The following is a 25768-nucleotide window of genomic DNA, read 5'->3' on the forward strand; positions in this document are numbered from 1 at the left end:
CATCGTAAGGTCGAGTGTTCGTTCATGGCGAGGGTTTCTTTGGGGCCGCTGCGCAGCCCAGCGGGAGCAAGCGCCCTCGCCGCGGGGTCATTTGATGGGGGCCCTAAACGAAAAATGCTCCGTACCTTTCGATACGGAGCATTTCTTCAAGGCTTCCCGCAGATTGCCAGGTAGTCACGCGCCGGTGAATCTCCTGGTTCAATCGCCTGCAGAATCCAGAGCGATTCTGCAGTTCCTACCGAGGGAGCCAGGATGGAACCTGCCTGGAGTCCTTCAGGCGTTTTGGTTCCAGGGACGGTCGCCATGCTCGTCCTTGATGCGCGTCGGCAGGCCCATCACATCGAGCGCCTCGAGGAACGCCTCGGCAGGCAGCTCTTCGACGTTGACCATGCGCTGCACGTCCCACTCACCACGGGCCACCAGCAAGGCCGCGGCCACGGGTGGCACGCCGGCGGTATAGGAAATGCCCTGGCTGTCGGTTTCGGCGTAGGCGTCCTCGTGGTCGGCCACGTTGTAGATGAACATCTCGCGCGGCTGGCCATCCTTGACGCCCTTGACCAGGTCACCGATGCAGGTCTTGCCGGTGTAGCCCGGCGCCAGCGAGCTCGGGTCAGGCAGCACGGCCTTGACCACTTTCAGCGGCACGACTTCCAGGCCTTCGGCGGTCTTGACCGGTTGCTCGGACAGCAGGCCGAGGTTCTTGAGCACGGTGAACACATTGATGTAGTGCTCGCCGAAGCTCATCCAGAAACGCACGTTGGGCACGTCGAGGTTCTTCGACAGCGAGTGCACTTCGTCGTGGCCGGTCAGGTACAGGTTCTGCGAGCCGACCACTGGCAGGTCGTCGGTGCGCTTGACCTCGAACATGGTGTTGCTGGTCCACTGGCTGTCCTGCCAGCTCCACACCTGTCCGGTGAACTCGCGGAAATTGATTTCCGGATCGAAATTGGTGGCGAAATATTTGCCATGGGAGCCAGCATTGACGTCGAGAATGTCGATCGAATCAATGCGGTCGAAATGCTGTTGTTGCGCCAGTGCCGCATAGGCATTGACCACACCCGGGTCGAAGCCCACGCCGAGAATGGCGGTGATGTTCTTTTCCTGGCACTCCTGGAGATGGTTCCACTCGTAGTTGCCGTACCAGGGCGGCGTCTCGCAGACCTTGCCCGGTTCTTCGTGGATGGCGGTGTCCAGGTAGGCCACGCCGGTATCGATGCAGGCACGCAGCACCGACATGTTGAGGAAAGCAGAGCCGACGTTGATGACGATCTGCGACTCGGTTTCGCGAATCAGCGCCTTGGTCGCTTCGACATCCAGAGCGTTCAGTGCAAAGGCCTTGATGTCGGCGGGTTGCTTGAGGCTACCCTTGGCCTTGACGCTGTCGATGATGGCCTGGCATTTGGAGATGTTGCGCGACGCGATAGCAATACGACCGAGTTCGTCGTTGTGCTGCGCGCACTTGTGGGCCACCACCTTGGCGACACCTCCTGCACCAATGATAAGTACGTTCTTCTTCAATTTCTTTATTTCTCCTTCCGCCAACTCAAGAGAGGCTGGACAAGTAGTCGTCGTAAACAAACTCGCGAACCATCTCGACGCTGCCGTCGAGTTGCTTCACAACGATGGACGGCATTTTAAGGCCGTTGAACCAGTTTTTCTTGACCATGGTGTAACCTGCTGCGTCGATGAACGACAGCCGATCGCCGATCGCCAGCGGACGATCGAATTGGTATTCGCCAAAGATGTCTCCAGCCAGGCAGGATTTGCCGCACACCATGTAGGTGTGTTCACCCTCGCTCGGTGCCAGCTTGGCGTCCAGGCGATAGATCAGCAGATCGAGCATGTGTGCCTCGATGGAGCTGTCCACCACGGCCAGGTGCTTGCCGTTGTAGAGCGTGTCGAGCACGGTGACTTCCAGCGACGCGCTCTGGGTGATCGCGGCCTCGCCCGGTTCCAGGTAGACCTGCACGCCATACTTGTGCGAGAAGGCCTTGAGCCGTGCGCAAAAGGCGTCCAGGGCGTAGCCCTCGCCGGTGAAATGGATGCCGCCACCGAGGCTGACCCACTCGACCTTATGCAATAGATGACCGAAACGCTCCTCGATCGTGCCCAGCATCTGGTCGAACAAACCGAAATCGCCGTTCTCGCAGTTGTTGTGGAACATGAACCCGGAGATATGCTCGATGACCTGTTCGATTTTCACCGGATCCCATTCGCCCAGGCGGCTGAACGGGCGCGCCGGGTCGGCCAGCAGGTAATCGGAGCTGCTCACTTGCGGGTTGACCCGCAGGCCGCGGACCTTGCCGGCCGACGCCTCGGTGTAGCGCTGCAACTGGCCGATGGAGTTGAAGATGATCTTGTCGCAGTTGGCGAGCATCTCCTCGATTTCATCGTCGGCCCAGGCCACGCTGTAGGCGTGGGTCTCGCCCGCGAATTTCTGCCGGCCGAGCTTGAGTTCATACAGCGACGACGACGTGGTGCCGTCCATGTACTGCTGCATCAGGTCGAACACCGACCAGGTGGCGAAGCACTTGAGCGCCAGCAAGGCCTTGGCCCCGGACTGCTCACGCACATAGGCGATCTTCTGCATGTTCGCCAGCAGCTTTTGTTTGTCGATGAGGTAGTACGGCGTTTTGATCATTTTCGAGGCCTCCGGGCAAGGCGAGCCAAAAAAGGATGCGCATTGTGCCTTCACTGACTGCAGATCGAAAGAGCGAAAAGCCCCGTTCGCGCAATCATCCTGATCCGGATCGACGCTTTGCGATCACCGGACATACCGGCCGCCCAGGCGACCAAATGCTGAATCTGGCAAAGGGAGGATAACCAAAGGGCGCTGACGCTCGACCTTGAGCCGTCGCGGGTAACCGGCCTTGCACAACAGGCCGTTGATGATCAGTGTTTATGCATCAGGTCATGCAGGACACCAAACCTCAGGCCCGCTTCGCAAACGATCATGTCTGTAATGCCGAAGACCTTGAACGCCGCCAGCATGATCGCCAGGCCACCGGGCAGGATGCCCAGGCGATGGCTCTGCAAGCCGGCCAATCTGAGGCGGTCGACATGGCCGACTTCCAGCAGCCGCAACGACAGGCGCAACAACCCGCTGTAGGTAATGCCGCCTTGTCCAACGTCATTAAGACCATTGGCCTTGAGCACTTTGGCCAACATCCGCGCCGTACCGGAAGAGCCGATCACCTGCTGCCAGCCCTGCGCGCGATAACGCGCCGCCACCGCTTCAAACTGCAGGACCGCCACGCGTTCAGCCTCCAGCAGCGCTTGAGCGGTGATGCGTCCGCCCGCAAAGTAACGCGCGCCAAAGGTGCCGCTGCCGATGGCAATGCTTTCCGTCATCAGCGGCTGAGCGCCCTGCCCCAGAATCAGTTCGGTCGAGCCACCGCCGATGTCCACCACCAGTCGTGTCCGCTCGACACCGGGCACCGCATGGGCGACACCGGCATACACCAGCCGGGCTTCCTCATGTCCGGACAGCACGTCGATCCGAAACCCCAGGTGCCGCTCGGCACTGGCCAGGAACAATTGGGCATTGGCCGCTTCGCGCACGGCACTGGTCGCCACCGCCCGCACCCGTCCGGCTTCGAAGCCTCGCAGCTTTTTGCCAAATCGGGCCAGGGCTTGCCAGCCTCGATCCAGCGCCAGTTCGTCCAGTGCCCCGGCTTGCAGGCCCTCAGCCAATCGGACCGGCTCGCGCAAGGTTTTCACTTCCTGGATCACCCGTTGTCGATTGCGCTTGACCGACTGGCCAATCATCAGGCGAAAGGCGTTGGAGCCCAGGTCAATGGCCGCGAACAGGGGGGCGTCGCCTTTCATAGCGGTGTTCCTTGATTCATCAGCCAGCAGGCACAAGCGCTGCGGGCATTCCACGATGGTTTGTGAAGATCCTGCCATGGGTTCGATGACACCTGAATGACACCCCTTGCGCCCCAGTAACTGTTTTAGCCAAGGGCAGCGCATGAAGCACAGATGACCGTCACTACTATGTAACAAATTGCAACTAGCGTGGATGGCGCCTCCACGACCGAGTTTTCCATCATGCTTTCAACCCAGGACACCTTGGTACAGCGCATCCACCGCGAATTGCTCGATCACAGCGACGAAGAACTGGAGCTGGAGCTATCCGAAGACGGGCATGACCTGAACGCCTTGTTCGACGAACACGCCCCGGATAACAGCGAGAAAGAAACCCGACGCCTGTATTTCAGCGAACTGTTCCGCCTTCAGGGCGAACTGGTGAAGCTGCAAAGCTGGGTGGTCAAGACCGGACACAAGGTCGTGATCCTGTTCGAAGGGCGCGACGCCGCCGGCAAGGGTGGCGTGATCAAGCGCATTACCCAGCGGCTCAATCCCCGGGTGTGTCGCGTCGCCGCCCTGCCCGCTCCCAACGACCGTGAACGGACTCAATGGTACTTCCAGCGCTATGTTTCACACCTGCCGGCGGCGGGCGAAATCGTGCTGTTCGACCGCAGTTGGTACAACCGCGCCGGGGTCGAGCAAGTCATGGGGTTCTGCACCGACGAACAGTACGAAGAGTTCTTTCGTACCGTGCCGGAATTCGAGCGGATGCTCGCCCGCTCCGGCATCCAGTTGATCAAGTACTGGTTCTCCATTTCCGACCAGGAGCAGCACCTGCGCTTCCTCAGCCGCATCCATGACCCGCTCAAGCAATGGAAGCTCAGCCCCATGGACCTGGAGTCCCGCCGGCGCTGGGAGGCCTATACCAAGGCCAAGGAAATCATGCTCGAACGCACCCACATCGCCGAAGCGCCCTGGTGGGTGGTGCAGGCCGACGACAAGAAAAAAGCCCGGCTCAACTGCATCCATCACCTGCTTGGGCAAATGCCCTATGAAGAGGTGGAGCTGCCGACCATCGAACTGCCGCAGCGGGTACGCCAGGAAGACTACTCCCGCAGTCCGACGCCACCGGAGCTCATCGTGCCCCAGGTCTACTGAAACCCGCCAGGCAGGGACGCCCGGCACCGAGCCCCCACTTCCACCGCTCACTGAGCCGGATTTCATCATGACAAACCAGACCCTGGCCATGGACTCCTCGAGTGCCATCGCCCCCAGCTCGAGACCGCAACTCAACCGCAAGCCAAGCGTGCTCACCCTGGTGGTGTTTTTCGCGGTACTGGGCAGCGGCCTGCTGTTTACCGCCTACAGCCTGATGCACGACATGAACGAACTCGGCACCGTGGTGACCACCTGGACGCCATTCCTGCTGTTAGGCGTGGCGCTGGTGATTGCCCTTGGCTTCGAATTCGTCAACGGTTTCCACGACACGGCCAACGCCGTGGCCACCGTCATCTACACCAACTCCATGGCGCCGAACGTTGCCGTGGCCTGGTCGGGCTTCTTCAACTTCCTCGGGGTGCTGCTCGCCAGCGGCGCGGTGGCCTTCGGTATCATCGCCTTGCTGCCGGTTGAACTGATCCTGCAAGTCGGTTCCTCCGCCGGCTTCGCCATGATCTTCGCCCTGCTGATCGCCGCCATCCTCTGGAACCTGGGCACCTGGTGGCTGGGCTTGCCGGCGTCGTCGTCCCACACCCTGATCGGTTCGATCATTGGCGTGGGCGTCGCCAATGCCTTGATGCACGGGCGCGACGGCACCAGCGGCGTGGACTGGGCCCAGGCGACCAAGATCGGCTATGCACTGCTGCTCTCGCCACTGGTGGGCTTCGGCTGCGCGGCGTTGTTGTTGCTGGCGCTGCGGGCCTTCGTCAAGAACCGCTCGCTGTACAAGGCCCCGGAAGGCAACACCCCGCCGCCCTGGTGGATTCGCGGCATGCTGATCCTGACCTGCACCGGTGTGTCATTCGCCCACGGCTCCAATGACGGCCAGAAAGGCATGGGCCTGATCATGCTGATCCTGGTCGGCACCCTGCCGATGGCGTATGCGCTGAACCGCACCATGCCCGCCGACCAGGCCCTGCAGTTCGCCGCTGTGGCGCAAGTCACCCAGCAAGCCCTGGTGAAGCACTCGCCGCTACCGGCCCCGACGGACCCGCGAGCGATCCTTACCACCTACGTTGGCAGCAAGGAAGCGACGCCTCAATTGGTGCCGGCCCTGGCCGCCATGACCGGCAGCATCGGCGCCGAGGTCAAGGGCTACGGTTCGCTGGCCAAGGTGCCGGCCGAAGCCGTGGGCAACGTGCGCAACGACATGTACCTGACCAGTGAAACCATTCGCCTGATGGACAAGAACAAGGTCGGTCATTTCGACGCCGACACCAGCGCCCAGCTGCAATTGTTCAAACAGCAGATCGACACCTCCACCCGCTTCATTCCTCTGTGGGTGAAAATCGCCGTGGCCATCGCCCTCGGCCTGGGCACCATGGTCGGCTGGAAACGCATCGTGGTGACGGTGGGTGAAAAAATCGGCAAGACCCACCTGACCTACGCCCAAGGTGCCTCGGCCGAAACCGTCGCCATGCTCACCATCGGCGCCGCCGACATGTTCGGCTTGCCAGTGTCCACGACCCACGTGCTCTCCTCCGGCGTGGCCGGCAGCATGGTCGCCAACGGCTCTGGCCTGCAGATGCGCACCATCCGCAACCTGTTGATGGCCTGGGTACTGACGCTGCCTGCCGCCATCCTGCTGTCGGGCAGCCTCTACTGGTTATTCACCAAGCTGTTCTGACCTGCTGTCCGCCGGGGCCTCGCCTGACAGAGGCCTCGGTTCTCCCGTCCACCACAGCCCCCGTGGGAGCGAGCTTGCTCGCGATAGCGGAGGATCAGTGGCAAGGTTCGTGACTGACACGCCGCTATCGCGAGCAAGCTCGCTCCCACAGGGAACGGGGTGAGTTCATAACCAGAAACGGTTAACATCCCTCTCCTTCGTCTACCCTCACAGAACGGCGTACCGCCATCCATGTGGGCGTGATGCTTCGACATTCCTTGCCTTTCTCTACCGGAGATCTTCCATGCTCAAGCCTTCCCTGGCATTGGCCGCTGGTGTTGCCCTGTCGTTTTGCAGCTGGCTGGCGCAGGCCGCCGACACCCTGAAAGTCAGCGCGATTCCCGATGAGGCCCCCACCGAGCTGCTGCGCAAGTTCAAGCCGCTGGGGGCTTACCTGGAACAGCAAACCGGCATGAAGGTCGAGTTCGTCCCGGTGAGCGACTACCCGGCCGTGGTCGAGGCGCTGGCCACCGACCGGATCGACATGGCATGGCTGGGGGGCTTCACCTTCGTCCAGGCGCGCCTGAAAACCGGCAACGCCATCCCGTTGGTCCAGCGCGAACAGGACGCCCAGTTCACCAGCAAATTCATCACCGCCGACCCGACCGTCAAGTCCCTGGCCGACCTCAAGGGCAAGACGTTCGCCTTCGGTTCGGTATCGTCGACATCCGGCAGTCTCATGCCGCGCTATTTCATGCTCCAGGACGGCATCAAGCCAGAGAGCTACTTCAGCCGCGTCGGCTATTCGGGCGCCCACGACGCCACCGTCGCCTGGGTCCAGGCCGGCAAGGTCGACGCCGGGGTACTGAACGCCAGCGTCTGGGAAAAACTGGTCGCCGCTGGCAAGGTCGACACGAACAAGGTCAAGGTCTTCGCCACTACCCCAGCCTACTTCGACTACAACTGGACGGTGCGCGGAACCCTCGACCCCGCGTTGGCGGCCAAGATCAAGGCGGCCTTCCTCGCACTTGACCCGGCCAACCCGAAGGACAAGGAAATCCTCGACCTGCAAGCCGCCAGTCGCTTCATCGAAACCAAGCCTGAGAACTACAAGGGCATCGAGGAAGCCGCACGCGCCGCCGAACTGCTCAAATGACCCTGCAACTGACCCAGGTCAGCGTTACCCATGCCAACGGCGTCCAGGCGCTGCGTGGCGTGGACTTGCACATCGGCGCGAACGAACAGGTCGCCATCATCGGCCCGTCCGGCGCGGGGAAATCCAGTTTGCTCAATGTACTGGCCACCGCCCTGCAACCGGATAGCGGCGACACGCAAATATTGGGCGAGCGCGCCTGGCAATTGTCTGCCCGCCAGCGCCAGCGCTTACGGGCGCGTATTGGCCTGATTCACCAATCGCCGCCCCTGCCGCCGCGCCAGCGTGTGGTGACGGCGGTCCTGGCTGGAAAGCTCGGCCAGTGGGGCATCGGTAAAAGCCTGTTGAACCTGTTGCACCCGCTGGATATTCCAGGCGCCAGGGCGGCATTGGCCCAGTTGGACCTGGGCGACAAACTGTTCGCGCAATGCCAGCAGCTGTCCGGCGGACAACTGCAACGCGTGGGCATTGCCCGGGTGTTGTACCAGGCGCCGGAGGTGTTGCTGGCCGACGAACCGGTTTCGGCCATGGACCCGGTATTGGCCGAGCACACGCTTTCGGTGCTTTGCCGCCACGCCCGGGAACACAACGTCACCCTGGTCGCCAGCCTGCATGCGGTGGAACTGGCCTTGGCGCACTTTTCCCGGGTCATTGGCCTGCGGGACGGGCAGATCCTGTTCGACCTGCCAACCGAGGCGGTCGACCGTCCGTTGCTCGACACGCTCTACGCCAACGAACAGCTGCAGTCTTCACCAACAACGCCCCCCGCGTCCTTGAGCGTGCAGATTCCCCGATGCTGACACGCGATACCCGAGACCCCGCCACCCGCCCTCGCCTGCTGCTCAGTCTGCTGGCCCTGGTGTTGCTGTGGCCGGGCATCCAGTTCAGCGAATTGGACCTCGGCGTGCTGCTCAAGAGTGACAGTCAAAGCGAGATGGGCCGTTTCGTGTCAGCCTTCTGGCCGCCGGCCCATGGCGAGGAATTCCTTGCGTTGCTCTGGCAGGCCACCCTGCAAACCCTGGCCATCGCAACGGCCGGCATGGCTCTGGCGTTGCTGCTGGCGGTGCCCGCCAGCCTGTTGGCCAGCCGTGCCCTGTCGCTGTCGGCAGCCTCCCGAGGGGGCCACCCCGGCCCCGGCGGACAGTGGCTGCGCTGGCCGGTCCGTGGCCTGCTGATCTTCCTGCGCAGCGTCCCGGAAATCGTCTGGGCCCTGCTCTTCGTGCGTGCGGTCGGCCTCGGCCCGACGGCGGGCGTATTGGCCATTGCCATTACCTACAGCGGCATGCTGGGCAAGGTCTATGCGGAAATCTACGAGTCGGTGGACCAGCGCCCGGCCCACGCACTGTTGCGGTCAGGCAGCGGTCGGCTCGCCGCCTTCTGCTATGGGATCCTGCCCAATGTCGCCGCGGAACTGGTGTCCTACACGGTTTACCGCTGGGAATGTGCCATCCGCGCCTCGGTGGTGATGGGTTTCGTCGGCGCCGGCGGCCTGGGCCAGCAAATGGACCTGTCGCTGCGAATGTTCGCTGGTGGCGAAGTGGCCAGCCTGCTGTTGACGTTCCTGTTGCTGGTGCTGCTTGCCGATCAACTCAGCCGGCTTCTGCGTTGGAGGCTGGCATGAATCGCCTGTTCAATCTGGTGCTGCTCCTGGCCATCGGTGCAGCCGTCATTACATCGTTCCTTTACTTGGGCATCGACCTGGGCACGCTGGGCGACGACGGCAACCTGGCGCGGATGGGTGCTTATGCGCAGCGTTTTCTCAGCCCGGACCTGAGCCCCGGCCATCTGAAAGCAATCGGTCACGGAGCCCTGGAAACCCTGGCCATGTCCGCCCTCGGCACCCTGCTCGCGGCGGTGTTCGGTCTGCTGTTGGCCTTGCCTGCGGCCGGACGCTTCGGCTGGCCTATGCAGAGTGCCTCGCGCCTGATACTCAATGCCTTGCGCGCGGTTCCGGAGTTGGTCTGGGCCGCACTGATGGTCCTGGCCGCCGGGCTCGGTCCCAATGCCGGCACCCTGGCGCTCGCCCTGCACACCACCGGCGTACTCGGTCGCCTGTTCGCCGAGGCGTTGGAAAATACCCCTTCCGAACCGGCCGACGCCATCCGTTTGCAAGGCGGCAACGCCGTATTGGCGTTCTGCTACGGGACACTGCCCAACCTGATGCCGCAACTGCTGGCCTACGTCCTGTATCGCTGGGAAAACAACATCCGCATGGCCAGCGTGCTCGGCTTTGTCGGTGCCGGAGGGCTTGGGCAAATGCTTTATGTCAGCCTCAGCCTGTTCCAGGAGGCCCAGGGCAGCACGGTCATCCTGGCGATGCTGCTATTGGTACTCGGCGTCGATACCTTGAGCGGCTGGAGCCGCCAGCGTTGGGTCAAGGCTTGAATAGCGCGGGCGCGCTCAATACCCTGGGCAGCCGCGCGAACACCCGGCCGCCCAGGCGTCCGAGGTGTTCATCGGTACGTTCACCCAACGGCAGAAGCCTTGACGAGACGCGCCTTGGCAAGGTTGGCGATCAGCTCGGATCGGCTCTGGCGCTCCTGCTTCCATGCCGGCTGTCCGGGGGCACTGCGCCAGGACTCGCTCAACGGGCTGTTATCCACCGTGTCGAAACCGAACTGGTCGTACAGGCGCGTGACGATCTCCAACGCATCGACATAATCGCTGGAAGCTGACAGGGCCAGCCGGTCGGGAGAGCCGGCCGGCCTGCCCCACGTGAGGATCCGCGGCGCCTGGATGTGGGTGAACGCCTTGACCACCCGGGAAGTGGGCAGCTGCTCCTGGCGAAGTTCATGGACGGTCTTTTGCCCCGAATCGATGACCGGGATATGGCCGTCACGCCAGACCATGTAGTTATTCGTGTCGAGCACGACCTTCCCTGCAAGCGCCTCCACGGGCATATCGTTGTCGACCTTGAGCGGGACGGCCACGATGACGAAATCGCCCGCCGCGGCCGCGCCTGCAGCCGTCGCCGCACGCGCCGACGGCCCCAGCGCTTCGACCAGCCCGCGCAACGTCTCGGGACCTCGCGAGTTGGCAATGACAACCTCATAGCCGTTCGCAATGGCCGCTCGCGCGATATGGCTGCCAACTTCGCCAGCCCCGATGATGCCGATAGTGGTCATGAGTCATTCACCTCAGTGTTGGATTGGGGGCGGGGGTCAGATGCTCAAGCCGCCAGCCACATCGATGGCGCTGCCCGTGATATAGGCGCCGTTCGGCCCGGCCAGGAAACACACCGTGGCCGCCACTTCTTCGAGCGTGGCGATGCGGCGGATGGGGTGCAGGTCGAGGATCGCCTCGGGCACGCCGTCGCCGAGCACTTGTGCCGCCATGTCGGTCGGCATGATGCCGGGCTGGACGACGTTGACCGTGATATTGCGCGGCCCCAGATCCCGTGCGACACCCTTGGCATAGCCGACGATGGCCGCCTTGGTCCCGGCATAATCGGCCGCCCCGGCGAACGGTACGTGACCGCCCAGGAGCGAGCCGATGAAGATGATCCGACCACCGTCCGCCAGCACCGGAGCCGCCGCACGCGTGGTCGCCACCGCGCCCATGACGTTGACCTGCCACTGGCGATCGAGATTGACGGTGTCGAGATCGGGATCATCGACCGTCTTGCCCTGGACGGCGATCGCCGCGTTGTTCACCAGGATGTCGAGCTTGCCGAAATGCGCGATCACCTCGTCGATCAATGGCTTGGCCGCCGTGCTGTCGGCCTGGTCGCTCTGGATGGCACGGGCACGGACGCCTTGCGCCTCGAGCTTTTCCACCACGGCCCTGGCCTTCTCGGCCGAGGCCACATAGCTGATCGCAACATCCGCCCCTAGTTCGGCGAGCGCCTGCGCGAGGGTCGCACCGAGCCCTCGGGAACCACCTGTCACGAGCGCAACCTTTCCTGCCAGTAATTTCTGCATGGGTAAATCCTCTTCATGAATGCCTGAACGCCCTCGCCAAGAAGGCACTTGCCAACCGTAACGAGCGTTAGCGTAACGAACAGTATGAATTTGGACAGAGACCGTCAAGCAGTTTAATATCGGTCGTTATGAAAAAGCCGGGGGTGATCTGATGGGGCGTCAACGCGAGTTCGACGTGGATACGGCGCTGGACGCGGCGCTTTGCGTATTCTGGCGCAAAGGCTACGAGGGCGCGTCTTACACCGACCTGACGCAAGCCACCGGAGTGGAACGCCCGGCGCTCTACTCCGCGTTCGGCAACAAGGAATCGCTGTTCCGCCGGGCACTCGAGCGCTACTACGCGCACTACCTGGATTTCTTTCCGGCAGCGCTGGAACAACCCACTTCACGCGACGTTGCCGCCTACATTCTTCGCGGGGCTGTCGAGGTGAATACGCGCTACCCGGACCGCAAGGGCTGCCTTGGCATTCATGGCGCGTTGGCCTGCTCGGACGATGCCGAGCCCATCCGCCAGGCCTTGATCGACGCACGCGCAGCCGGAGAAGCGTCGCTGCGGGAACGCTTCGAACGGGCGAAAACCGAGGGTGACCTGCCGGAATCGGCCAACTGCACGGCGCTGGCCGCGTTCGTGATGGCCATGACCCACGGAATGGCCGTTCAAGCCAAAGCTGGGTTCACCCGCGAGATCCTGGAGGCGGTTGTCGAGCAGGCGTTGTCGACCTGGCCGTCCAACCCTGCAAGCGAACCCAGGGCAAATCAATGATTGGCCGTCAGACTCGCACCATCAACGCCGGCTGCGTATCCGCCACGCCATGCAATAACTCGATCACCCAATCGATAAATACCCTCACCCGTGGCGACAGTTGCCGATGGGGCGGGTACACCGCCGATATGGGCCAGGTCGGCACGCGGTACTTGTCCAGCACTTCAACCAGGCGGCCCTCGGCCAATTGCTGTTGCACGTGGTAACGCGGCACCTGTATCAAGCCCAATCCCGCTTCGCAGGCGGTCACGTAGGCATCGGCATTGTTGACGGTCAGTTCACCGCTCAATGGCCATTCGTGCACCTGCCCCGCCACCTCGAATTCGAACGGGAAGAAGCGGCCATTGCCAGTCGCAAAACAGATGGCCCGATGGGCCGCCAGGTCGTCCAACCCCCGGGGCGTGCCCAAGCGTGCCAGGTAGTCGGGGCTGGCACAGGTCAGTTGATGCAACCGCACGATAGGCCGGGCCACCAGGGCCTGGTCAACGACATGCCCGGCGCGGATCGCGCAATCCACGCCTTCGCGCTGCAGATGAACCTGGCGATCGTGGAAACCGATGTCCAGTTGCAGCGCCGGGTAGCGCCGGTAGAGGTCCGGCAGGCGCGGCAGGATCCAGGTGCAACCGAAAGCGATCGGCATGTCTACCTTCAACGTACCGCGAGGCTGGCTCCTTTGCGCCGACAACGAGCTCTCAAGGTCAGCGAGGTCGTCCAGCAACTGGCCGCTGCGTTGGTAATACGCTTCACCGTCCAGTGTCGCGCGCACCTGGCGGGTGGTGCGCTGTAGCAACTGCACACCGAGGTGAGCCTCCAACTGCTGGATCAACAGGCTGACGGTGGCACGGGGTAATCCAAGGTCATCGGCCGCCTTGCCGAAGCCGCCCAGCTCCACAATGCGCCGGAACACCTGCATGGCATGTAGTCGGTCCAATGTGCGCCCCACTATTCAGGAATCACGAATAGTTAAACCAATATTTGTGTATTTATCCAGAAAAACGCTTATCAGACACTGAACGGGTCGTTCATATCCAGGAGTCAAAACATCATGAAGACCCGCCAACTCGGCCAATACGGCCCTAACGTTTCGTCCATCGGCCTGGGCTGCATGGGCATGTCGGACTTCTACACCACGGGTGTGGACGAGGCAGAAGCGATTGCCACGCTCCACCGCGCCCTGGAATTGGGCGTGACGCTGTTCGACACCGCCGACATGTACGGGCCCTACACCAATGAGCAATTGCTGGGACGAGCCCTGCGGGGCAAGCGGCAGAGCCTCTACCTGGCCAGCAAGTTCGGCCTGGTGCGCAGCAGCGATCCCCATGCCCGGGGCGTCAATGGCCGTCCCGAATACGTCCGGCAATCGATCGAGGGCAGCCTCAAGCGCCTCGAAACCGACTACCTCGATCTTTACTACCAACACCGCATCGATCCCGAAGTGCCTGTCGAGGAAACCATCGGCGCCATGGCCGAGCTGGTCAAGGCCGGCAAGGTCCGCCATCTCGGCATCTCGGAGGCCAGCGCCGAGACCATCCAACGGGCCCACGCCGTGCATCCGCTGGCGGCGGTGCAAAGCGAATACTCGTTGTGGTCCCGCGAGCCTGAACACAATGGCGTGCTCGATACCTGCAAGCGCCTGGGCATTGCGTTCGTTGCCTACAGCCCCTTGGGCCGAGGCTTCCTGACCGGCGAACTGAAATCGCCGGAAGACTTCGCCGCCGACGATTACCGCCGCTTCAGCCCACGCTTCCAGGCCGACAACTTCAAGCGCAACCTGGCGCTGGTCGAACGGGTCAAGGCCTTGGCCGCGGACAAGGGCATCAGCGCCTCGCAACTGGCCCTGGGTTGGGTATTGGCCCAGGGTGACCACGTCATCCCGATCCCGGGCACCAAGCAGCGCAAGTACCTGGAGAGCAATGTGGCGGCGGCTTCAATGGTGTTGGGCGCTGATGAACTGGCCCATCTGGATGGGATTTTCGCAGGCGAAGGCGTGGTGGCGGGCGATCGATACCAGGCGCAGACGATGACGCTGTTGAACGGTTGATCCTTCGGCTGGGCTGTCGGTTTCGACAGGCCGGACTCAAGCGGGCGCCAGCCCAGCCGATAACCCTATCAATAATAGCCCCAGGCTTTGCCGGGCTCTGCCAGTTGCATAGGGTAACGATCAATGAGTTTGCCGCTGAATCGCCTGCTGACGTGGGGCGTCCTGATGTTCCTCGCTGCAAGCGCTTGCGCGGCAGAGACACCCCTGCGCATCGTGACGGAGGAGCTGCCGCCCTACAACATGACGCAGAACGGACGCGTGACCGGCATGAGCACCGAAGTGGTCCAGGCCGTGCTCAAGGAGGTCGGCATGGACGCGCCCATCCAGCCCATGCCCTGGGCCCGGGCCTACGAGCTGGCGCTCAACGAAAGCAATGTGCTGATCTATTCGATCGTCCGCACGCCTGCTCGCGAATCGCTTTTCCAGTGGGTGGGCACCATTGGCCCGACGCAGTGGTACATCTACTCGCTGGCGGACCGACCGGTAAAACTCGACTCGCTGGCCGACGCCCATGGTCACCAGATCGCCACGGTCAATCAGGACGTGGGCGAGCAATACCTGGTCTCGAAGGGTTTTCGCATCGGCGAGGAACTGCAGTCGAGCACCAAGTACGAACACAACTACCGCAAGCTCAAGGTCGATCACGTGGAGCTGTGGATTTCCAACGAGCTCAACGCGCTGTACCTGACTCGCCAGAATGGCGAAGACCCGGACAAGGTGCTGATCCGCTCGCTGGCCCTTCCCGAACTGAGCAGCCCAGACGGCCTGAGCATGGCGTTCAGTCGCAAGACGCCGGCCGAGACGGTGGAGAAATTCCGCGCCGGCCTTGAGACCATCCGTCGCAATGGGGTCTACGACGCCATCCTGCGCAAATGGTTATGACATGGGGGACTCTTTCCGCACGGCGGCGTCCCAGCCACCACCGACCAAGGCGTTCAGCTCCCTGGGCCGGCGCCTGGTGCTGGCAACGCTGTTGTTCTGCCTGTTCTTTACCCTGGCGATGGTCACCTGGCGTACCTGGCTGGCCTGGGAAAACAACCTGGCGGAAATGAATTCGGAGCTGGCCCTGATCGATCAGGTGTTCCAGAACACCTTGGCCTACGCCATTTGGGAACTGGACCGCGAATCCCTCGACCAGCAAATCACCAGCGTCGCCGCGGCGGCCCCCGTGGGGCGCGTGGTGTTGAACATCCTGCGCCCCGGGCAAGCGCCGGAAGTCATCGAACTCAATCGATACGCCGTCGGTCAATCGGGCGTGGTGCCAGTGCTGCATCGCCAGCTTATCGCCGAGCCCTACGCCGGGGCCCATGAGAAAGTCGGTGAGCTGACCATCGAAGGCGACAACAACCTGCTGTGGGAGCGTCTCTGGAGCGAAGCACGCAGCATCGTCATCACCCAGCTCATCCAGTCCCTGCTGCTGGCCGGGTTGGTCATGACCATGTTCAACCGCCTGGTGACCGTGCATGTGGTGCATATCGCCCGTCACCTGGGCGAACTCGCGCCGCATACCCTCAAACATCACCTCAAGCTGCAACGGGCGGTGAATCGCCAGGACGAACTGAGCCTGCTGGAATTCCAGGTCAACGAACTCCAGGACAATCTGTACGCCCACCTCGAACGCCAGCATTCGGACGAACTGGCCCTGGCCGCCAGCCGCGATCAAATGGCCGAACTGGTGGAGGCACGCACCGCGGAACTGAAAGCGGCCAACCAATCGCTCGAAGCGCTGTCCCGTCACGATGCCTTGACGGGCCTGGCCAATCGTCGCTACTTCGACGAACTGAAGGAAATCGAGTTTCGTCGGGCAATCCGCCACAACACCCCGCTGGCCGTGCTCATGTGCGACGTCGATTTCTTCAAGATCTACAACGACACCTACGGCCACATGCAGGGCGATCTTTGCCTGAAAGAAATCGCAGAGGCCCTGCGCAGCGTGTTCGGCCGCTCTGGCGAACTGACCGCCCGCGTGGGCGGCGAAGAGTTCGTCGTGGTCCTGCCCAATGTCGACGCCGCACAGGCCTGCCAAGCGGCTCAACGCTTTCGCACCAGCCTGGCGGAGCGCGAGCTGCCCCACAGCGGCTCCAAGGTCTCGCCTTTCGTCACCGTGAGCATCGGCGTTGCCGAACTGGACCCGGAGACCATGGACCATTTCGATCAATTGCTGCAACGCGCCGACCAGGCGCTGTATCGGGCCAAACACCAGGGGCGCGACCGCGTTGCCCTGTAACGACTACCGCGCGCCATGAGGTCTGCATATGCACATTCGCCTGACACTCTGCTCATGCCTGCTACTCGCCTCGATCTGCCTGGCAAGCCACGCCGACACAATCGAAGTCGTCACCGAAGACTCCCTGTACGCCTATCAGCGTGACGACAAGGTCGTCGGGCCGGGCATTCGCATTGCCGAGGAGACACTGAGAAACGCGCAGCTCACCGACTACAGCCTGTCGCTGTACCCGTGGGCCCGGGCCTACGAAAAAGCGCTGCACGAGCCCAACGTACTGATCTTCCCGCTGGACCGCACCCCGGCCCGGGAGACATTGTTCAAATGGGTGGGTGAAATACATCGGGTGGCGAGCCGGCTCTATAAACTGCGTGATAACCGCGACATCACCGTCAGCAGCCTCGAGGAGGCCAAGCAGTACAGCATCGGCGTGGTACGAAACGACGCCAAGCAGATTTACCTGCAGCAGCGCGGGTTCACCCGGCTGGTCATCTCGGCCAACAACCACGACAACTTTCAGAAACTGCTCAATCGCCAGATCCAATTGCTGCCGATGCCGGAGAACACCGCACGCCTGATGAGCCAGGATGCGCAAGTGGATTTCGCTTCGCTGGAAGAGGTCTATATCCTCGACGAACAACCCCACAGGGTCCACTTGGCCTTCAGCCTGAGCACGCCGGATGAAGTCGTCGCCAAGGCCCAACGCGCGTTCGAAGAACTCAAGGCTTCCGGTGAAGTCGCACGAATCATGAACGAACAGCGGTAGACTCTGGGGGATCACACCGCAAGCAACGATGAGGTATGTCCCGATGAGTAAAGCGTCCTACGTTCCGCCCAAGGTCTGGAAAAACGACGCCCCGTCTGGCGGCCATTTCGCCAGCATCAACCGCCCTGTCGCCGGGCCGACCCATAACAAAACCTTGCCGGTTGGCAAGCACCCGCTGCAGCTCTATTCCCTGGCCACGCCCAACGGCGTGAAGGTAACCATCCTGCTGGAGGAACTGTTGGCGCTGGGTCATACGGGCGCGGAGTACGATGCCTGGCTGATCCGCATCAACGAAGGCGACCAGTTCTCCAGCGGCTTTGTCGAGATCAACCCCAACTCCAAGATCCCGGCCCTGCTGGACCGCAGCGTGGAACCCGCCATTCGGGTCTTCGAATCCGGCTCGATCCTGCTTTACCTGGCGGAAAAATTCGGCGCCTTCCTGCCCACCGATCCGGCGGGCCGCACCGAAACACTGAACTGGCTGTTCTGGCAGATGGGCTCTGCCCCGTACCTGGGCGGTGGCTTCGGGCATTTCTACGCGTATGCACCGGAGAAACTCGAATACCCGATCAATCGCTTCACCATGGAAACCAAGCGTCAACTCGACGTCCTGGACCGCCGCCTCGGCGAAAGCCAATACCTGGCAGGCAACGACTACACCATCGCCGACATCGCGGTCTGGCCCTGGTATGGCCAACTGGTGCGCAACAACGTGTACGGCGCCGCCGAATTCCTCAGTGCCCACGAATACACCCATGTGCAGCGCTGGGCGGAAGACATTGCCAAGCGCCCCGCCGTCCTGCGCGGACAGCGGGTCAACCGCACGTGGGGGGATGAGGCGAGCCAGGTGCCGGAGCGGCATGAGGCTGGGGATTTGGGCTGAGGCCAGGTCGCACGCCGGATCGGTGATGAACCTGAATTCCTCAACTGACACAGCCCCCTTGTGGGAGCGAGCTTGCTCGCGATAGCGGTGGATCAGCTGGCCTCGATGTTGAATGTGCCGACGTCTTCGCGAGCAAGCTCGCTCCCACATTGGATCGGGGGATGAACCTCAGTTTATCGACTGGCCCAGCCCCTCCTGTGGAGCAGCTTGCTCGCGATAGCGGTGGATCAGTTGGCCTCGATGCTGAATGTGCCGACGTCTTCGCGAGCGAGCTCGCTCCCACATTTGGATCGGGGGATGAACCTCAGTTTATCGACTGGCACAGCCCCTCCTGTGGGAGCGAGCTTGCTCGCGATGGCGTCGGATCAGTTGGCCTCGATGCTGGATGTGCCGACGTCTTCGCGAGCAAGCTCGCTCCCACAGTTTTTTCCCACAGTTTTTCGTCAATTGTTCAGCGGTTGGCTTCCAGCTTGTACCTATCCCCCGCCGACGCCGGAGTCGTCTCATTGGCCAGGGCAAAAACACACTCGTCCAGATAAGGCCTGACATCCGCCCACTTCTTGCGATCGGCGATAAACCCCCGCAGCTTCTTGCCGGCATCCACAACATCCGGCTCATGGGCCATCAACATGGGGAACCGGGGACAGACCACGATTTGAGTTTCTGTAATCGGTCCGCCCCATAATCGTGGTCTACCCCGTTTTTCCCCGTTCCGGCGAATCTAATGCTTGCTGTCTCGATGTGTCCGTTAGCTATTGGAGTGTTTTGATCCCTCAGGCCTAACCGTCATGACTTTCACTACATCATCAATCACTGCTTTGCTCATCTCCATTAGATAATGAGCGGCCCAGGCATGGCGGTCCGTTTTCCTTTCGAAAGTGGCGTCCTCTGCAAGGCGGTAGGCGAGATGCAAAAGATCTGACGCTTGTTGCAACGCTTCATTTAACGGGACACCGCCGTTAACGCGGAACAGCGGACGGTCGGAGCAATAATGGAATGGGGTGTAGCCGATAGTTTTTGCTTCTGCCTGTTCGGTCATTTGCTATCTCCACTGACTGAGATGCAGCGGGGCCGCGATACAGAGCTACAGAGAAGAAGAGGCCGTTTTCTTGATCTATCGATATGCATTGTTCAACTCCCTTGATTCGAAGAGCTGCCGCATCCGTTACCAAGCGAATGGGTGGCAGCTGTGCGCAGGTTGGTAAACCGGGGAATCAAGGAAACCGGCACGTCAGAAGACGTCCCACGCACAGCTGCCATAAAACAAAATCGCAGGCCTGAAAGCCTGCAATCCTGTCCGTGCACTGTTACGCCTTATTCCACCGGGTTACCAAGCCCGGTCGCTGAATGTGCAGCGACATCCAGAGCGTAACGCGACAGAAAATCTCCGGCGAGAGGCTTAAGGCCAGAATAGTGCTTTTGGTGGGATTTTCAGACGTTTCCTACGTGAGGTTCCAATGCTCGCAGTACATCGCGGACAGACACGTTTTGTGGACGCGGCTCAAATTCTCGGAGAACCTTGGAGAGACTTGAGCGCCCGTTGTGAGAAGAGGTATATCAAGAGGCGCAGGCATTGGAGTAGATTTGTGGGGATCCATTAGGGTTTGTCCCCGTTATCCTGATACCTCCGACTGGCAAAACCTATCGGTCACCGCAGTGTCGATGATGATCTCGAAATGATCTTTGTCATGCTTGACTACCGGTGAAACTGAGCTGATTAGCTTGAGCTCAACGAGTTCCCCACATATCTTGATCTTTTGACGATTGAATGACCTTAGCTTATCTTCATCACTGCGATTTCCGACATACGAACTGAAAACTTCTCGCTCACTTCCTCCACCCTGGACCACGTTAGGACAAGACGCAGCTTCGAAGTCTTCACAGTAAGCTATTGGCACTGCAAGTTTATTTACAATGCGCAACTCATATAAAAAAACCTGCTCTTCCAAGTTGCGCGCTAGAAAACAGCCAGACAACACCAGCGGCAAACCCAACATTCCAAGGACGCTTAGAGATATAGATAAGATTCTGGACATCACTCTCACTCGCAATTGATCGGTAAAATTTTATCCTAACGCTATCGGTTTCGTAGTATTTCATCAAATTCATTTCACCAGTTTTTGGGGATCCCTCAGGGACAGACCACAATTTGAGCTCATGTAATCGGTCCGCCCCATAATCGTGGCCTACCCCGTTTTTCCCCCGTTCCGGCGAATCTAATGCTTGCTGTCTCGATGTGTCCGTTAGCTATTGGAGTGTTTTGATCCCTCAGGCCTAACCGTCATGACTTTCACTACATCATCAATCACTGCTTTGCTCATCTCCATTAGATAATGAGCGGCCCAGGCATGGCGGTCCGTTTTCCTTTCGAAAGTGGCATCCTCTGCAAGGCGGTAGGCGAGATGCAAGAGATCTGACGCTTGTTGCAACGCTTCATTTAACGGGACACCGCCGTTAACGCGGAACAGCGGACGGTCGGAGCAATAATGGAATGGGGTGTAGCCGATAGTTTTTGCTTCTGCCTGTTCGGTCATTTGCTATCTCCACTGACTGAGATGCAGCGGGACCGCGATACAGAGTTGCGGAGCAGATGAGGCCGTTTTCTTGATCTATTGATATGCATTGTTCAACTCCCTTGATTCGAAGAGCTGCCGCATCCGTTACCAAGCGAATGGGTGGCAGCTGTGCGCAGGTTGATAAACCGGGGAATCAAGGAAACCGGCACGTCAGAAGACGTCCCACGCACAGCTGCCATAAAACAAAATCGCAGGCCTGAAAACCTGCAATCCTGTCCGTGCACTGTTACGCCTTATTCCACCGGGTTACCAAGCCCGATCGCTGAATGTGCAGCGACATCCAGAGCGTAACGCGACAGAAAACCTCCGGCGAGAGGCTTAGGGCCAGAATAGTGCTTTTGGTGGGATTTTCAGAAGTTTCCTACGCTAGGACCCAATGCTCGGATGAAGCAAGGCTCGGGGAAAACGACGGATCCCTCTGGGCCTGTCCCGTTTTCTCCAGCGGGTAAGCCCTCTGCGATCCATGAAGCGCGAACCCAAGCCCGGCTTGGGCTTGCTTCGCTTCTTCGATCGGCCAAAATACCGGCTGCGAAACATCATCGAACGCATGTTCGGCTGGCTGAAAGAAAGCCGCCGCATCGTCACACGCCTCGACAAGCTCGCGAAAAGTTATGCTGCGATGGTCTCGTTAGCTTTTGCTATGCGGTGTTTGCGACATTCCTTTTCGTACAGAGCCTAACTCTTCAGGAAGACCTCGACGTTGACCGCCCCAGTCTTGCGATCAACTCGGGTTCGACTAATCACCTTTGCGTCCAACGGCTGCTCGGAAGGTATGTATATTTCAAACACGCCCTCGCCCTCAGTTTCGAATTTCCCCAGCGTCCAATTGGACTGATCCTCATTCGACGGTTCCGGATACTCACTTAACGCCTGACGCGTAGCCTCCTTAGCGATTGGCTCCATTTCATCCAAGCTCATCAACCTCTTCATCACCATGGCTTCCACCCATTCAAGCTATCACCGTTCGGAACAAATATGCCTCGTTGCCCCATAGAATTGAACGCAAGGGTACGCCAGGTATCGAGACGCATGCTCTGCGTGGCATATGGAGAGTCCTTTCGTACAAGTCGGACCAAAAACTTAGTCAACTCCAGAAGAGACAGCACCCTTTTTTATTCCCTACTACTTCAGTCAATTAAAATACATCACAGAAGACTTGGTCTGCCCGCACTGCCCCAAAGCTGCCAACGAAACTGGTTTTCGCTATATAACAGACTGCAACGAAACCGCCATCTCTAATGCAACCTTCGAATAATTCACACCACCATCAGCAGCCGGCTGCTGCTTCAACTCATCTAACGCATATACAACACTAGCTTTGTAACCAGGCCGAAACAACCGAACGTCTTCCCTGTCATTGACATAAATACCAACAGCTCGCACCGAGCCGTCTTTTAGCTCTAAATCAAGCATATTATTCGCTTGATACTTATCTTGCCCCGCAACATAGGCCCGCAAAATGACGCCAGAAACGAATAACAGCGGCATTTGTCCTTGGCGGATGCTATCCCACCAATCTACTGATCCGAAAAGCCCATAGGTTCCTTTAAGACCCATAAGCGGGCGAGTTCTATCCAATGTTAAAGCTTGAGCCAAAGAGACTCTTTCGCAATCTCTTTCCAAGTCATGTTGAAGACGATAAACCAACATCATCGACTTATCATCTTCGCTCAAGCTAAAAATAATTGGAGAAGTCATCTACCAAAACCTCAAAAAATTTTTTTGCCAAACTCGGCACCTATTTTTGCGCAATGTTTTTTTACCCAACAATGGTTAGCATTCTATTTATCCTTTAAAGAGCGTGATAACACCACTTCAAGTTAGTTAGAATCTTACCCACCCCATTAAGCCCTCTTGATCTTATTCTAAGACCAATTGCCAAGCTCCACTTCTTGCCTCTTCTCGCGACAGCTCCACAACATCTTTTGCTTCAAAAACCCTTTGATCAAGTTTCGACTGTTTATTTAACATCTTACGCTCACAAACTATCGTCAAAGGCTGTCGAATTTTATCACCAGAAACCGGATAAAACCGCTTGCCGACGACATCAATATTTGAGTTGCAGCCTTTACAGGCGAGGATCGTAACTCCACCTGATAGCTCAAATTTTTCGACTACGCTCATTGCAAACCTCATCTATTAGAGCCCCTTTCTCTCTGTTGCCTTCTGACTTCTCAAGCGTGCTGGTCGCCGTGATCCAATCCAGAAATTTCGTTATTTGCAAAATCTATCGCTGCCACCCATCAATAATACTCTTAAAACAATCCCCATCACGCTTGACATGTTAGTAGTCAATTCGCCGCTCACCTCGCGTGCATAAGTTAACAATGCGGGCCAACTGAAACCCCATTGGAAGTACCTTATCTCGAATCAACTGAGAAACCGCATCTTCCAGAGCGTCAAGTGTAACCACGTCCGCTGAAATGTGAATCCAATATGGTACGTCTTCATGCGCATTTTCGTCTGAAATAGCGACGGAGAAAATCATGCCACCAAGGGAGCCCTTCAAATAACAACCATCAATGTAGTTATCGCTCTCGCGCTCTTCTCCATCATTAACGCCTAGGGCTTCGAAGAATGTTTTCGCAAATAGTCGCAATTCCACGCAACCAGGGTGCATCCCAAGCAGATTTACATATTGCATTGGATTCAACCTCCAGTAACGATTGGTTTCACAACAATTGACAGCTGGGATCCCTCCAGCCCTCCGAGACAGACCAAATTTTCTACACAATTGGTGGTTTTTTAAGCACCTAATGGGTTGGGGAAACAAGGCCGGCAAAAATAGCCGTTGACGGGTGTTTCCGCCAGCACCTAGTTAGCAGGTGCAACATCCTTTACAGGCCCTACGGACTCCATAGTTAAAGCCCTCTATCTCTGCGCAACTGCCATACAGCCTGATCATCAATATCGACGGCTTCCCAGCCGTCGAGTCATTAATCAGCCTTATCACAAAAACGGGGGCACACCACGCTTTCTATAAAAAACACAATAACGATAGAGCTATTTGGGTTCCACTATAGAGATACTCAGCACCCTAACTCACTACTCTGTCATTTCGGGATGAATTTCGGATTCGAAATAAAGTCCCCAACAATGAGTCCTTCCTCATTAACTTTCCAAGCGCCCACAATAGCTTCAGATGGCACTGCATCGTTCACCCCAAAGTGACCATACATTCTATATACCCAACCGTTTGGATTGCGCGTCGCCTCTTCGATCTCGAGGCTCAGGTAGTATTTTTTCATTATTCATTACACAACAACCTCAGCCATTCGCTAAAAAATTCGATCTATTGCTCAACAACGAGAAAACCTGGACAGATCACGATTATGAGACAGGCCGATTACAAGTGAACTCAAATCTGCCCCCGTTTTTCTCCTCGTCTCCTCAAGGACGATGACGAGTAAGTTTCCGTCTCTCGCCAAAAACTGCTTGTGGCGGGCAAGGTGAGTAGCAAGAGGCCATCATCAGAGCATAGCCGGTGTCTTTTTTTCATCCAAGGGTCAGGGCATGTTTTTTCATCGAGCTCCCTATACGAAAGTCGCTATCCAACAGACGGAGCAAACCCCAACCAAAAGCCCCTATGGACCGCCCCCGCAATTAGCACAAGCTCACGCCCATACCGCCCCTGCCGTGACCGCTACAGAAGCCCCCATACCTCGTACGCGTCACGTCGCGCTCAACCGAGTCCTGCCATGAACCTATCGAATCTCTTCAACATAGCCCGAGCCCGCACACAAGGGGCGGTCAGCGTGGCCTGCACGTTGAGCGAACTGGACCAGGCGCTGGCCAACGTACGCATCACACCGGTATTGATCGCCGGGTTTGTCTCCCCTCACCTGGACATCGACCGGGTCGCCGCCAAGGTCAAGCAGCGTTTTCCCCAAAGCGCCATCAGCCTGTGCACGACGTCGGGTGAACTGTGCAACGCTGCGAACGCGCTGTACTGCCAGACCGGCGAGACCTGGGACCGGGTGGTGCTGCAGCTGTTCGACGCCAGTGTGATTGCATCGGCCGAGGTGGTGATGGTGCCGCTGGAGTGCGAGGACATTCGCGGTGGCGGCAAGCGCCTGGCCATGCGTGAGCGAATCGCTCGGTTGGTGAGTAACATCAAGCAGGCGCAGGTGAGCACGCCCATTGACCATCGCGATACCTTGGCGTACGTGGTGTTCGATGGTCTTTCGGCTTCCGAGTCGTTCTTTATGGAGGCGCTCTATGAATCAGGCCGTTTCCCCTGCCTGTTCGTTGGTGGCTCAGCCGGTGGCAAGGCGGATTTCAAGAAGACTCTGATCAGTGACGGGCAGCGCAGTTACCAGAACCATGCGCAGATCGTCTTTCTGAAAACCGCGGCGGATGTGCGCTTCGGGGTGTTCAAGAGCCAGAATTTCCAACCTGCCGGGCTGACGTTCAGCGTGCTGACCGCGTCGGTCGAAGACCGCACCATCGATCAGGTCATCGACAGCCGTGGAAACATCAAGAGCATGGTCCAGGCGCTGTGCGAGGCCTTCGAGTGCAGTGCCCAGGCGCTGGAAAAGAAGCTGGCCGATTATTCGTTCGCTATCCGCGTGGGTGATGAGCTGTTCGTCCGTTCCATTGCCCGCATCGACCATCAGCAGCAGATCATCCAGTTGTTCTGCGACGTGGCGCCCGGCGAAGAGCTGGTGATGGTCAAGCGCACGCCCCTGCGCGAGGCGACCCGGCTCGACTACGAGAAATTCCTCAAGGGTAAAGGTGGCCAGCCGGTGGCCGCCATTCTCAACGATTGCATCCTGCGCCGGCTCAACAACAGCAGCGACCTGGGCAGC

At 59.3% G+C, this 25768-nt stretch carries 26 protein-coding genes and 2 pseudogenes; 14 read left to right on the forward strand and 14 right to left on the reverse strand.

Translation table 11 applies throughout. The annotated features are described in order from the left end of the window. Positions 1 to 273: 273 nt before the first annotated feature. The 3 genes from BLQ55_RS04305 to BLQ55_RS04315 form a co-directional block, all read right to left on the reverse strand. On the reverse strand, positions 274 to 1518 hold the full coding sequence (locus tag BLQ55_RS04305) for a saccharopine dehydrogenase family protein (protein WP_041476374.1): 1245 nt from the start codon (positions 1516 to 1518) through the stop codon (positions 274 to 276). Between the two features lie 25 nt (positions 1519 to 1543). Then, positions 1544 to 2641: a carboxynorspermidine decarboxylase gene (locus BLQ55_RS04310; protein ID WP_092252570.1), complete on the reverse strand. Its 1098-nt coding sequence runs from the start codon at positions 2639 to 2641 to the stop codon at positions 1544 to 1546. Positions 2642 to 2892: 251 nt separating this feature from the next. Further along, positions 2893 to 3828, reverse strand: coding sequence for a Ppx/GppA family phosphatase (locus tag BLQ55_RS04315; protein WP_092204321.1), 936 nt, complete (start codon positions 3826 to 3828; stop codon positions 2893 to 2895). 222 nt (positions 3829 to 4050) lie between these two features. On the opposite strand from BLQ55_RS04315, the gene ppk2 reads away from it, so the two are divergent. From ppk2 to phnE, 6 genes are all read left to right on the forward strand, one after another. Next, complete coding sequence (ppk2, locus tag BLQ55_RS04320; protein WP_092252679.1) at positions 4051 to 4968, forward strand: polyphosphate kinase 2; 918 nt, start codon at positions 4051 to 4053, stop codon at positions 4966 to 4968. Positions 4969 to 5035: 67 nt separating this feature from the next. Next, entirely contained in the window at positions 5036 to 6655 is a 1620-nt protein-coding gene (locus BLQ55_RS04325) for an inorganic phosphate transporter (RefSeq protein WP_092252573.1), read from the forward strand. A 283-nt stretch (positions 6656 to 6938) separates the two neighbouring features. Further along, positions 6939 to 7790 (forward strand): putative selenate ABC transporter substrate-binding protein, encoded by an 852-nt coding sequence (locus BLQ55_RS04330; RefSeq protein ID WP_092204319.1) that lies wholly within the window; start codon positions 6939 to 6941, stop codon positions 7788 to 7790. After that, positions 7787 to 8587, forward strand: a complete 801-nt coding sequence (locus tag BLQ55_RS04335; protein ID WP_092204318.1) for a phosphonate ABC transporter ATP-binding protein — start codon at positions 7787 to 7789, stop codon at positions 8585 to 8587. The genes BLQ55_RS04330 and BLQ55_RS04335 overlap by 4 nt, the downstream gene beginning before the upstream one ends. Then, positions 8581 to 9408: a PhnE/PtxC family ABC transporter permease gene (locus BLQ55_RS04340; protein ID WP_092204317.1), complete on the forward strand. Its 828-nt coding sequence runs from the start codon at positions 8581 to 8583 to the stop codon at positions 9406 to 9408. The genes BLQ55_RS04335 and BLQ55_RS04340 overlap by 7 nt, the downstream gene beginning before the upstream one ends. Beyond that, positions 9405 to 10172 (forward strand): phosphonate ABC transporter, permease protein PhnE, encoded by a 768-nt coding sequence (phnE, locus tag BLQ55_RS04345; RefSeq protein ID WP_092252575.1) that lies wholly within the window; start codon positions 9405 to 9407, stop codon positions 10170 to 10172. Before BLQ55_RS04340 ends, phnE begins: the two co-directional genes overlap by 4 nt. 80 nt (positions 10173 to 10252) lie before the next feature. Here phnE and BLQ55_RS04350 read toward each other — a convergent pair whose 3' ends face one another. Together BLQ55_RS04350 and BLQ55_RS04355 are read right to left on the reverse strand one after the other, a co-directional pair. After that, positions 10253 to 10912 carry an NADPH-dependent F420 reductase gene (locus tag BLQ55_RS04350; protein ID WP_092252577.1) on the reverse strand — a complete coding sequence of 220 codons (660 nt, stop codon included), beginning with the start codon at positions 10910 to 10912 and terminating at the stop codon, positions 10253 to 10255. Positions 10913 to 10948: 36 nt separating this feature from the next. Beyond that, entirely contained in the window at positions 10949 to 11674 is a 726-nt protein-coding gene (locus BLQ55_RS04355; protein WP_256326525.1) for an SDR family NAD(P)-dependent oxidoreductase, read from the reverse strand. Between the two features lie 184 nt (positions 11675 to 11858). On the opposite strand from BLQ55_RS04355, the gene BLQ55_RS04360 reads away from it, so the two are divergent. Further along, entirely contained in the window at positions 11859 to 12470 is a 612-nt protein-coding gene (locus BLQ55_RS04360; RefSeq protein ID WP_092252581.1) for a TetR/AcrR family transcriptional regulator, read from the forward strand. Positions 12471 to 12477: 7 nt separating this feature from the next. On the opposite strand, the gene BLQ55_RS04365 is transcribed toward BLQ55_RS04360, so the two are convergent. Further along, positions 12478 to 13401 carry a LysR family transcriptional regulator gene (locus BLQ55_RS04365; RefSeq protein WP_092252583.1) on the reverse strand — a complete coding sequence of 308 codons (924 nt, stop codon included), beginning with the start codon at positions 13399 to 13401 and terminating at the stop codon, positions 12478 to 12480. 114 nt (positions 13402 to 13515) lie between these two features. Between BLQ55_RS04365 and BLQ55_RS04370 the strand changes: the two genes are divergently transcribed. The 5 genes from BLQ55_RS04370 to yghU all read left to right on the forward strand — a co-directional run bounded on the left by BLQ55_RS04370 (position 13516) and on the right by yghU (position 18384). Further along, the gene (locus BLQ55_RS04370) at positions 13516 to 14511 is read left to right on the forward strand and encodes an aldo/keto reductase (protein ID WP_092252585.1); all 996 of its coding nucleotides are present in this window, start codon (positions 13516 to 13518) and stop codon (positions 14509 to 14511) included. A 123-nt stretch (positions 14512 to 14634) separates the two neighbouring features. Further along, the gene (locus tag BLQ55_RS04375; protein WP_092165057.1) at positions 14635 to 15393 is read left to right on the forward strand and encodes a substrate-binding periplasmic protein; all 759 of its coding nucleotides are present in this window, start codon (positions 14635 to 14637) and stop codon (positions 15391 to 15393) included. Position 15394: 1 nt separating this feature from the next. After that, positions 15395 to 16738 carry a GGDEF domain-containing protein gene (locus BLQ55_RS04380; RefSeq protein WP_092204310.1) on the forward strand — a complete coding sequence of 448 codons (1344 nt, stop codon included), beginning with the start codon at positions 15395 to 15397 and terminating at the stop codon, positions 16736 to 16738. A 28-nt stretch (positions 16739 to 16766) separates the two neighbouring features. Further along, complete coding sequence (locus BLQ55_RS04385) at positions 16767 to 17501, forward strand: substrate-binding periplasmic protein (protein WP_092252587.1); 735 nt, start codon at positions 16767 to 16769, stop codon at positions 17499 to 17501. Between the two features lie 43 nt (positions 17502 to 17544). After that, complete coding sequence (yghU, locus tag BLQ55_RS04390) at positions 17545 to 18384, forward strand: glutathione-dependent disulfide-bond oxidoreductase (protein ID WP_092252589.1); 840 nt, start codon at positions 17545 to 17547, stop codon at positions 18382 to 18384. Between the two features lie 451 nt (positions 18385 to 18835). Here yghU and BLQ55_RS04395 read toward each other — a convergent pair whose 3' ends face one another. The 4 genes from BLQ55_RS04395 to BLQ55_RS04410 all read right to left on the reverse strand — a co-directional run bounded on the left by BLQ55_RS04395 (position 18836) and on the right by BLQ55_RS04410 (position 20918). Continuing rightward, complete coding sequence (locus BLQ55_RS04395; RefSeq protein WP_256326526.1) at positions 18836 to 19015, reverse strand: hypothetical protein; 180 nt, start codon at positions 19013 to 19015, stop codon at positions 18836 to 18838. A 117-nt stretch (positions 19016 to 19132) separates the two neighbouring features. After that, positions 19133 to 19423, reverse strand: coding sequence for a DUF3077 domain-containing protein (locus BLQ55_RS04400; RefSeq protein WP_069970907.1), 291 nt, complete (start codon positions 19421 to 19423; stop codon positions 19133 to 19135). 574 nt (positions 19424 to 19997) lie between these two features. After that, on the reverse strand, positions 19998 to 20420 hold the full coding sequence (locus BLQ55_RS04405) for a hypothetical protein (protein WP_143011690.1): 423 nt from the start codon (positions 20418 to 20420) through the stop codon (positions 19998 to 20000). Positions 20421 to 20627: 207 nt separating this feature from the next. After that, complete coding sequence (locus BLQ55_RS04410) at positions 20628 to 20918, reverse strand: DUF3077 domain-containing protein (RefSeq protein WP_069970907.1); 291 nt, start codon at positions 20916 to 20918, stop codon at positions 20628 to 20630. A 478-nt stretch (positions 20919 to 21396) separates the two neighbouring features. Here BLQ55_RS04410 and BLQ55_RS04415 point away from each other — a divergent pair. Then, positions 21397 to 21639, forward strand: a pseudogene (locus BLQ55_RS04415) (transposase); the annotation flags it as partial. A 524-nt stretch (positions 21640 to 22163) separates the two neighbouring features. On the opposite strand, the gene BLQ55_RS04425 reads toward BLQ55_RS04415, so the two are convergent. The 4 genes from BLQ55_RS04425 to BLQ55_RS04440 form a co-directional block, all read right to left on the reverse strand. Continuing rightward, the gene (locus BLQ55_RS04425; protein WP_176814178.1) at positions 22164 to 22658 is read right to left on the reverse strand and encodes a hypothetical protein; all 495 of its coding nucleotides are present in this window, start codon (positions 22656 to 22658) and stop codon (positions 22164 to 22166) included. A gap of 162 nt (positions 22659 to 22820) precedes the next feature. Next, positions 22821 to 23084 carry a hypothetical protein gene (locus BLQ55_RS04430; RefSeq protein ID WP_176814179.1) on the reverse strand — a complete coding sequence of 88 codons (264 nt, stop codon included), beginning with the start codon at positions 23082 to 23084 and terminating at the stop codon, positions 22821 to 22823. A 160-nt stretch (positions 23085 to 23244) separates the two neighbouring features. After that, positions 23245 to 23604 (reverse strand): hypothetical protein, encoded by a 360-nt coding sequence (locus tag BLQ55_RS04435; protein ID WP_256326527.1) that lies wholly within the window; start codon positions 23602 to 23604, stop codon positions 23245 to 23247. Positions 23605 to 24013: 409 nt separating this feature from the next. Continuing rightward, on the reverse strand, positions 24014 to 24208 hold the full coding sequence (locus BLQ55_RS04440) for a hypothetical protein (protein ID WP_092252599.1): 195 nt from the start codon (positions 24206 to 24208) through the stop codon (positions 24014 to 24016). A 450-nt stretch (positions 24209 to 24658) separates the two neighbouring features. Here BLQ55_RS04440 and BLQ55_RS32750 point away from each other — a divergent pair. Next, positions 24659 to 25765: pseudogene (locus tag BLQ55_RS32750) on the forward strand (FIST signal transduction protein); the annotation flags it as partial. Between the last annotated feature and the right edge of the window lie 3 nt (positions 25766 to 25768).

The sequence above is a fragment of the Pseudomonas sp. NFACC13-1 genome, from assembly GCF_900104425.1.
GTDB lineage: Bacteria > Pseudomonadota > Gammaproteobacteria > Pseudomonadales > Pseudomonadaceae > Aquipseudomonas > Aquipseudomonas fluorescens_AA.

Excerpts from the sequence above, each read along its gene's own strand:
- BLQ55_RS04430 (WP_176814179.1), bottom strand. The coding sequence starts at position 23,084 with ATGAGCGTAGTCGAAAAATTTGAGCTATCAGGTGGAGTTACGATCCTC.
- phnE (WP_092252575.1), top strand. The coding sequence starts at position 9,405 with ATGAATCGCCTGTTCAATCTGGTGCTGCTCCTGGCCATCGGTGCAGCC.
- BLQ55_RS04340 (WP_092204317.1), top strand. The coding sequence starts at position 8,581 with ATGCTGACACGCGATACCCGAGACCCCGCCACCCGCCCTCGCCTGCTG.
- BLQ55_RS04440 (WP_092252599.1), bottom strand. The coding sequence starts at position 24,208 with ATGAAAAAATACTACCTGAGCCTCGAGATCGAAGAGGCGACGCGCAAT.
- BLQ55_RS04360 (WP_092252581.1), top strand. The coding sequence starts at position 11,859 with ATGGGGCGTCAACGCGAGTTCGACGTGGATACGGCGCTGGACGCGGCG.
- BLQ55_RS04380 (WP_092204310.1), top strand. The coding sequence starts at position 15,395 with ATGGGGGACTCTTTCCGCACGGCGGCGTCCCAGCCACCACCGACCAAG.
- BLQ55_RS04385 (WP_092252587.1), top strand. The coding sequence starts at position 16,767 with ATGCACATTCGCCTGACACTCTGCTCATGCCTGCTACTCGCCTCGATC.
- BLQ55_RS04395 (WP_256326526.1), bottom strand. The coding sequence starts at position 19,015 with ATGTTGATGGCCCATGAGCCGGATGTTGTGGATGCCGGCAAGAAGCTG.
- ppk2 (WP_092252679.1), top strand. The coding sequence starts at position 4,051 with ATGCTTTCAACCCAGGACACCTTGGTACAGCGCATCCACCGCGAATTG.
- BLQ55_RS04405 (WP_143011690.1), bottom strand. The coding sequence starts at position 20,420 with ATGTCCAGAATCTTATCTATATCTCTAAGCGTCCTTGGAATGTTGGGT.
- BLQ55_RS04310 (WP_092252570.1), bottom strand. The coding sequence starts at position 2,641 with ATGATCAAAACGCCGTACTACCTCATCGACAAACAAAAGCTGCTGGCG.
- yghU (WP_092252589.1), top strand. The coding sequence starts at position 17,545 with ATGAGTAAAGCGTCCTACGTTCCGCCCAAGGTCTGGAAAAACGACGCC.
- BLQ55_RS04410 (WP_069970907.1), bottom strand. The coding sequence starts at position 20,918 with ATGACCGAACAGGCAGAAGCAAAAACTATCGGCTACACCCCATTCCAT.
- BLQ55_RS04425 (WP_176814178.1), bottom strand. The coding sequence starts at position 22,658 with ATGACTTCTCCAATTATTTTTAGCTTGAGCGAAGATGATAAGTCGATG.
- BLQ55_RS04350 (WP_092252577.1), bottom strand. The coding sequence starts at position 10,912 with ATGACCACTATCGGCATCATCGGGGCTGGCGAAGTTGGCAGCCATATC.
- BLQ55_RS04315 (WP_092204321.1), bottom strand. The coding sequence starts at position 3,828 with ATGAAAGGCGACGCCCCCCTGTTCGCGGCCATTGACCTGGGCTCCAAC.
- BLQ55_RS04325 (WP_092252573.1), top strand. The coding sequence starts at position 5,036 with ATGACAAACCAGACCCTGGCCATGGACTCCTCGAGTGCCATCGCCCCC.
- BLQ55_RS04370 (WP_092252585.1), top strand. The coding sequence starts at position 13,516 with ATGAAGACCCGCCAACTCGGCCAATACGGCCCTAACGTTTCGTCCATC.
- BLQ55_RS04335 (WP_092204318.1), top strand. The coding sequence starts at position 7,787 with ATGACCCTGCAACTGACCCAGGTCAGCGTTACCCATGCCAACGGCGTC.
- BLQ55_RS04400 (WP_069970907.1), bottom strand. The coding sequence starts at position 19,423 with ATGACCGAACAGGCAGAAGCAAAAACTATCGGCTACACCCCATTCCAT.
- BLQ55_RS04435 (WP_256326527.1), bottom strand. The coding sequence starts at position 23,604 with ATGCAATATGTAAATCTGCTTGGGATGCACCCTGGTTGCGTGGAATTG.
- BLQ55_RS04375 (WP_092165057.1), top strand. The coding sequence starts at position 14,635 with ATGAGTTTGCCGCTGAATCGCCTGCTGACGTGGGGCGTCCTGATGTTC.
- BLQ55_RS04330 (WP_092204319.1), top strand. The coding sequence starts at position 6,939 with ATGCTCAAGCCTTCCCTGGCATTGGCCGCTGGTGTTGCCCTGTCGTTT.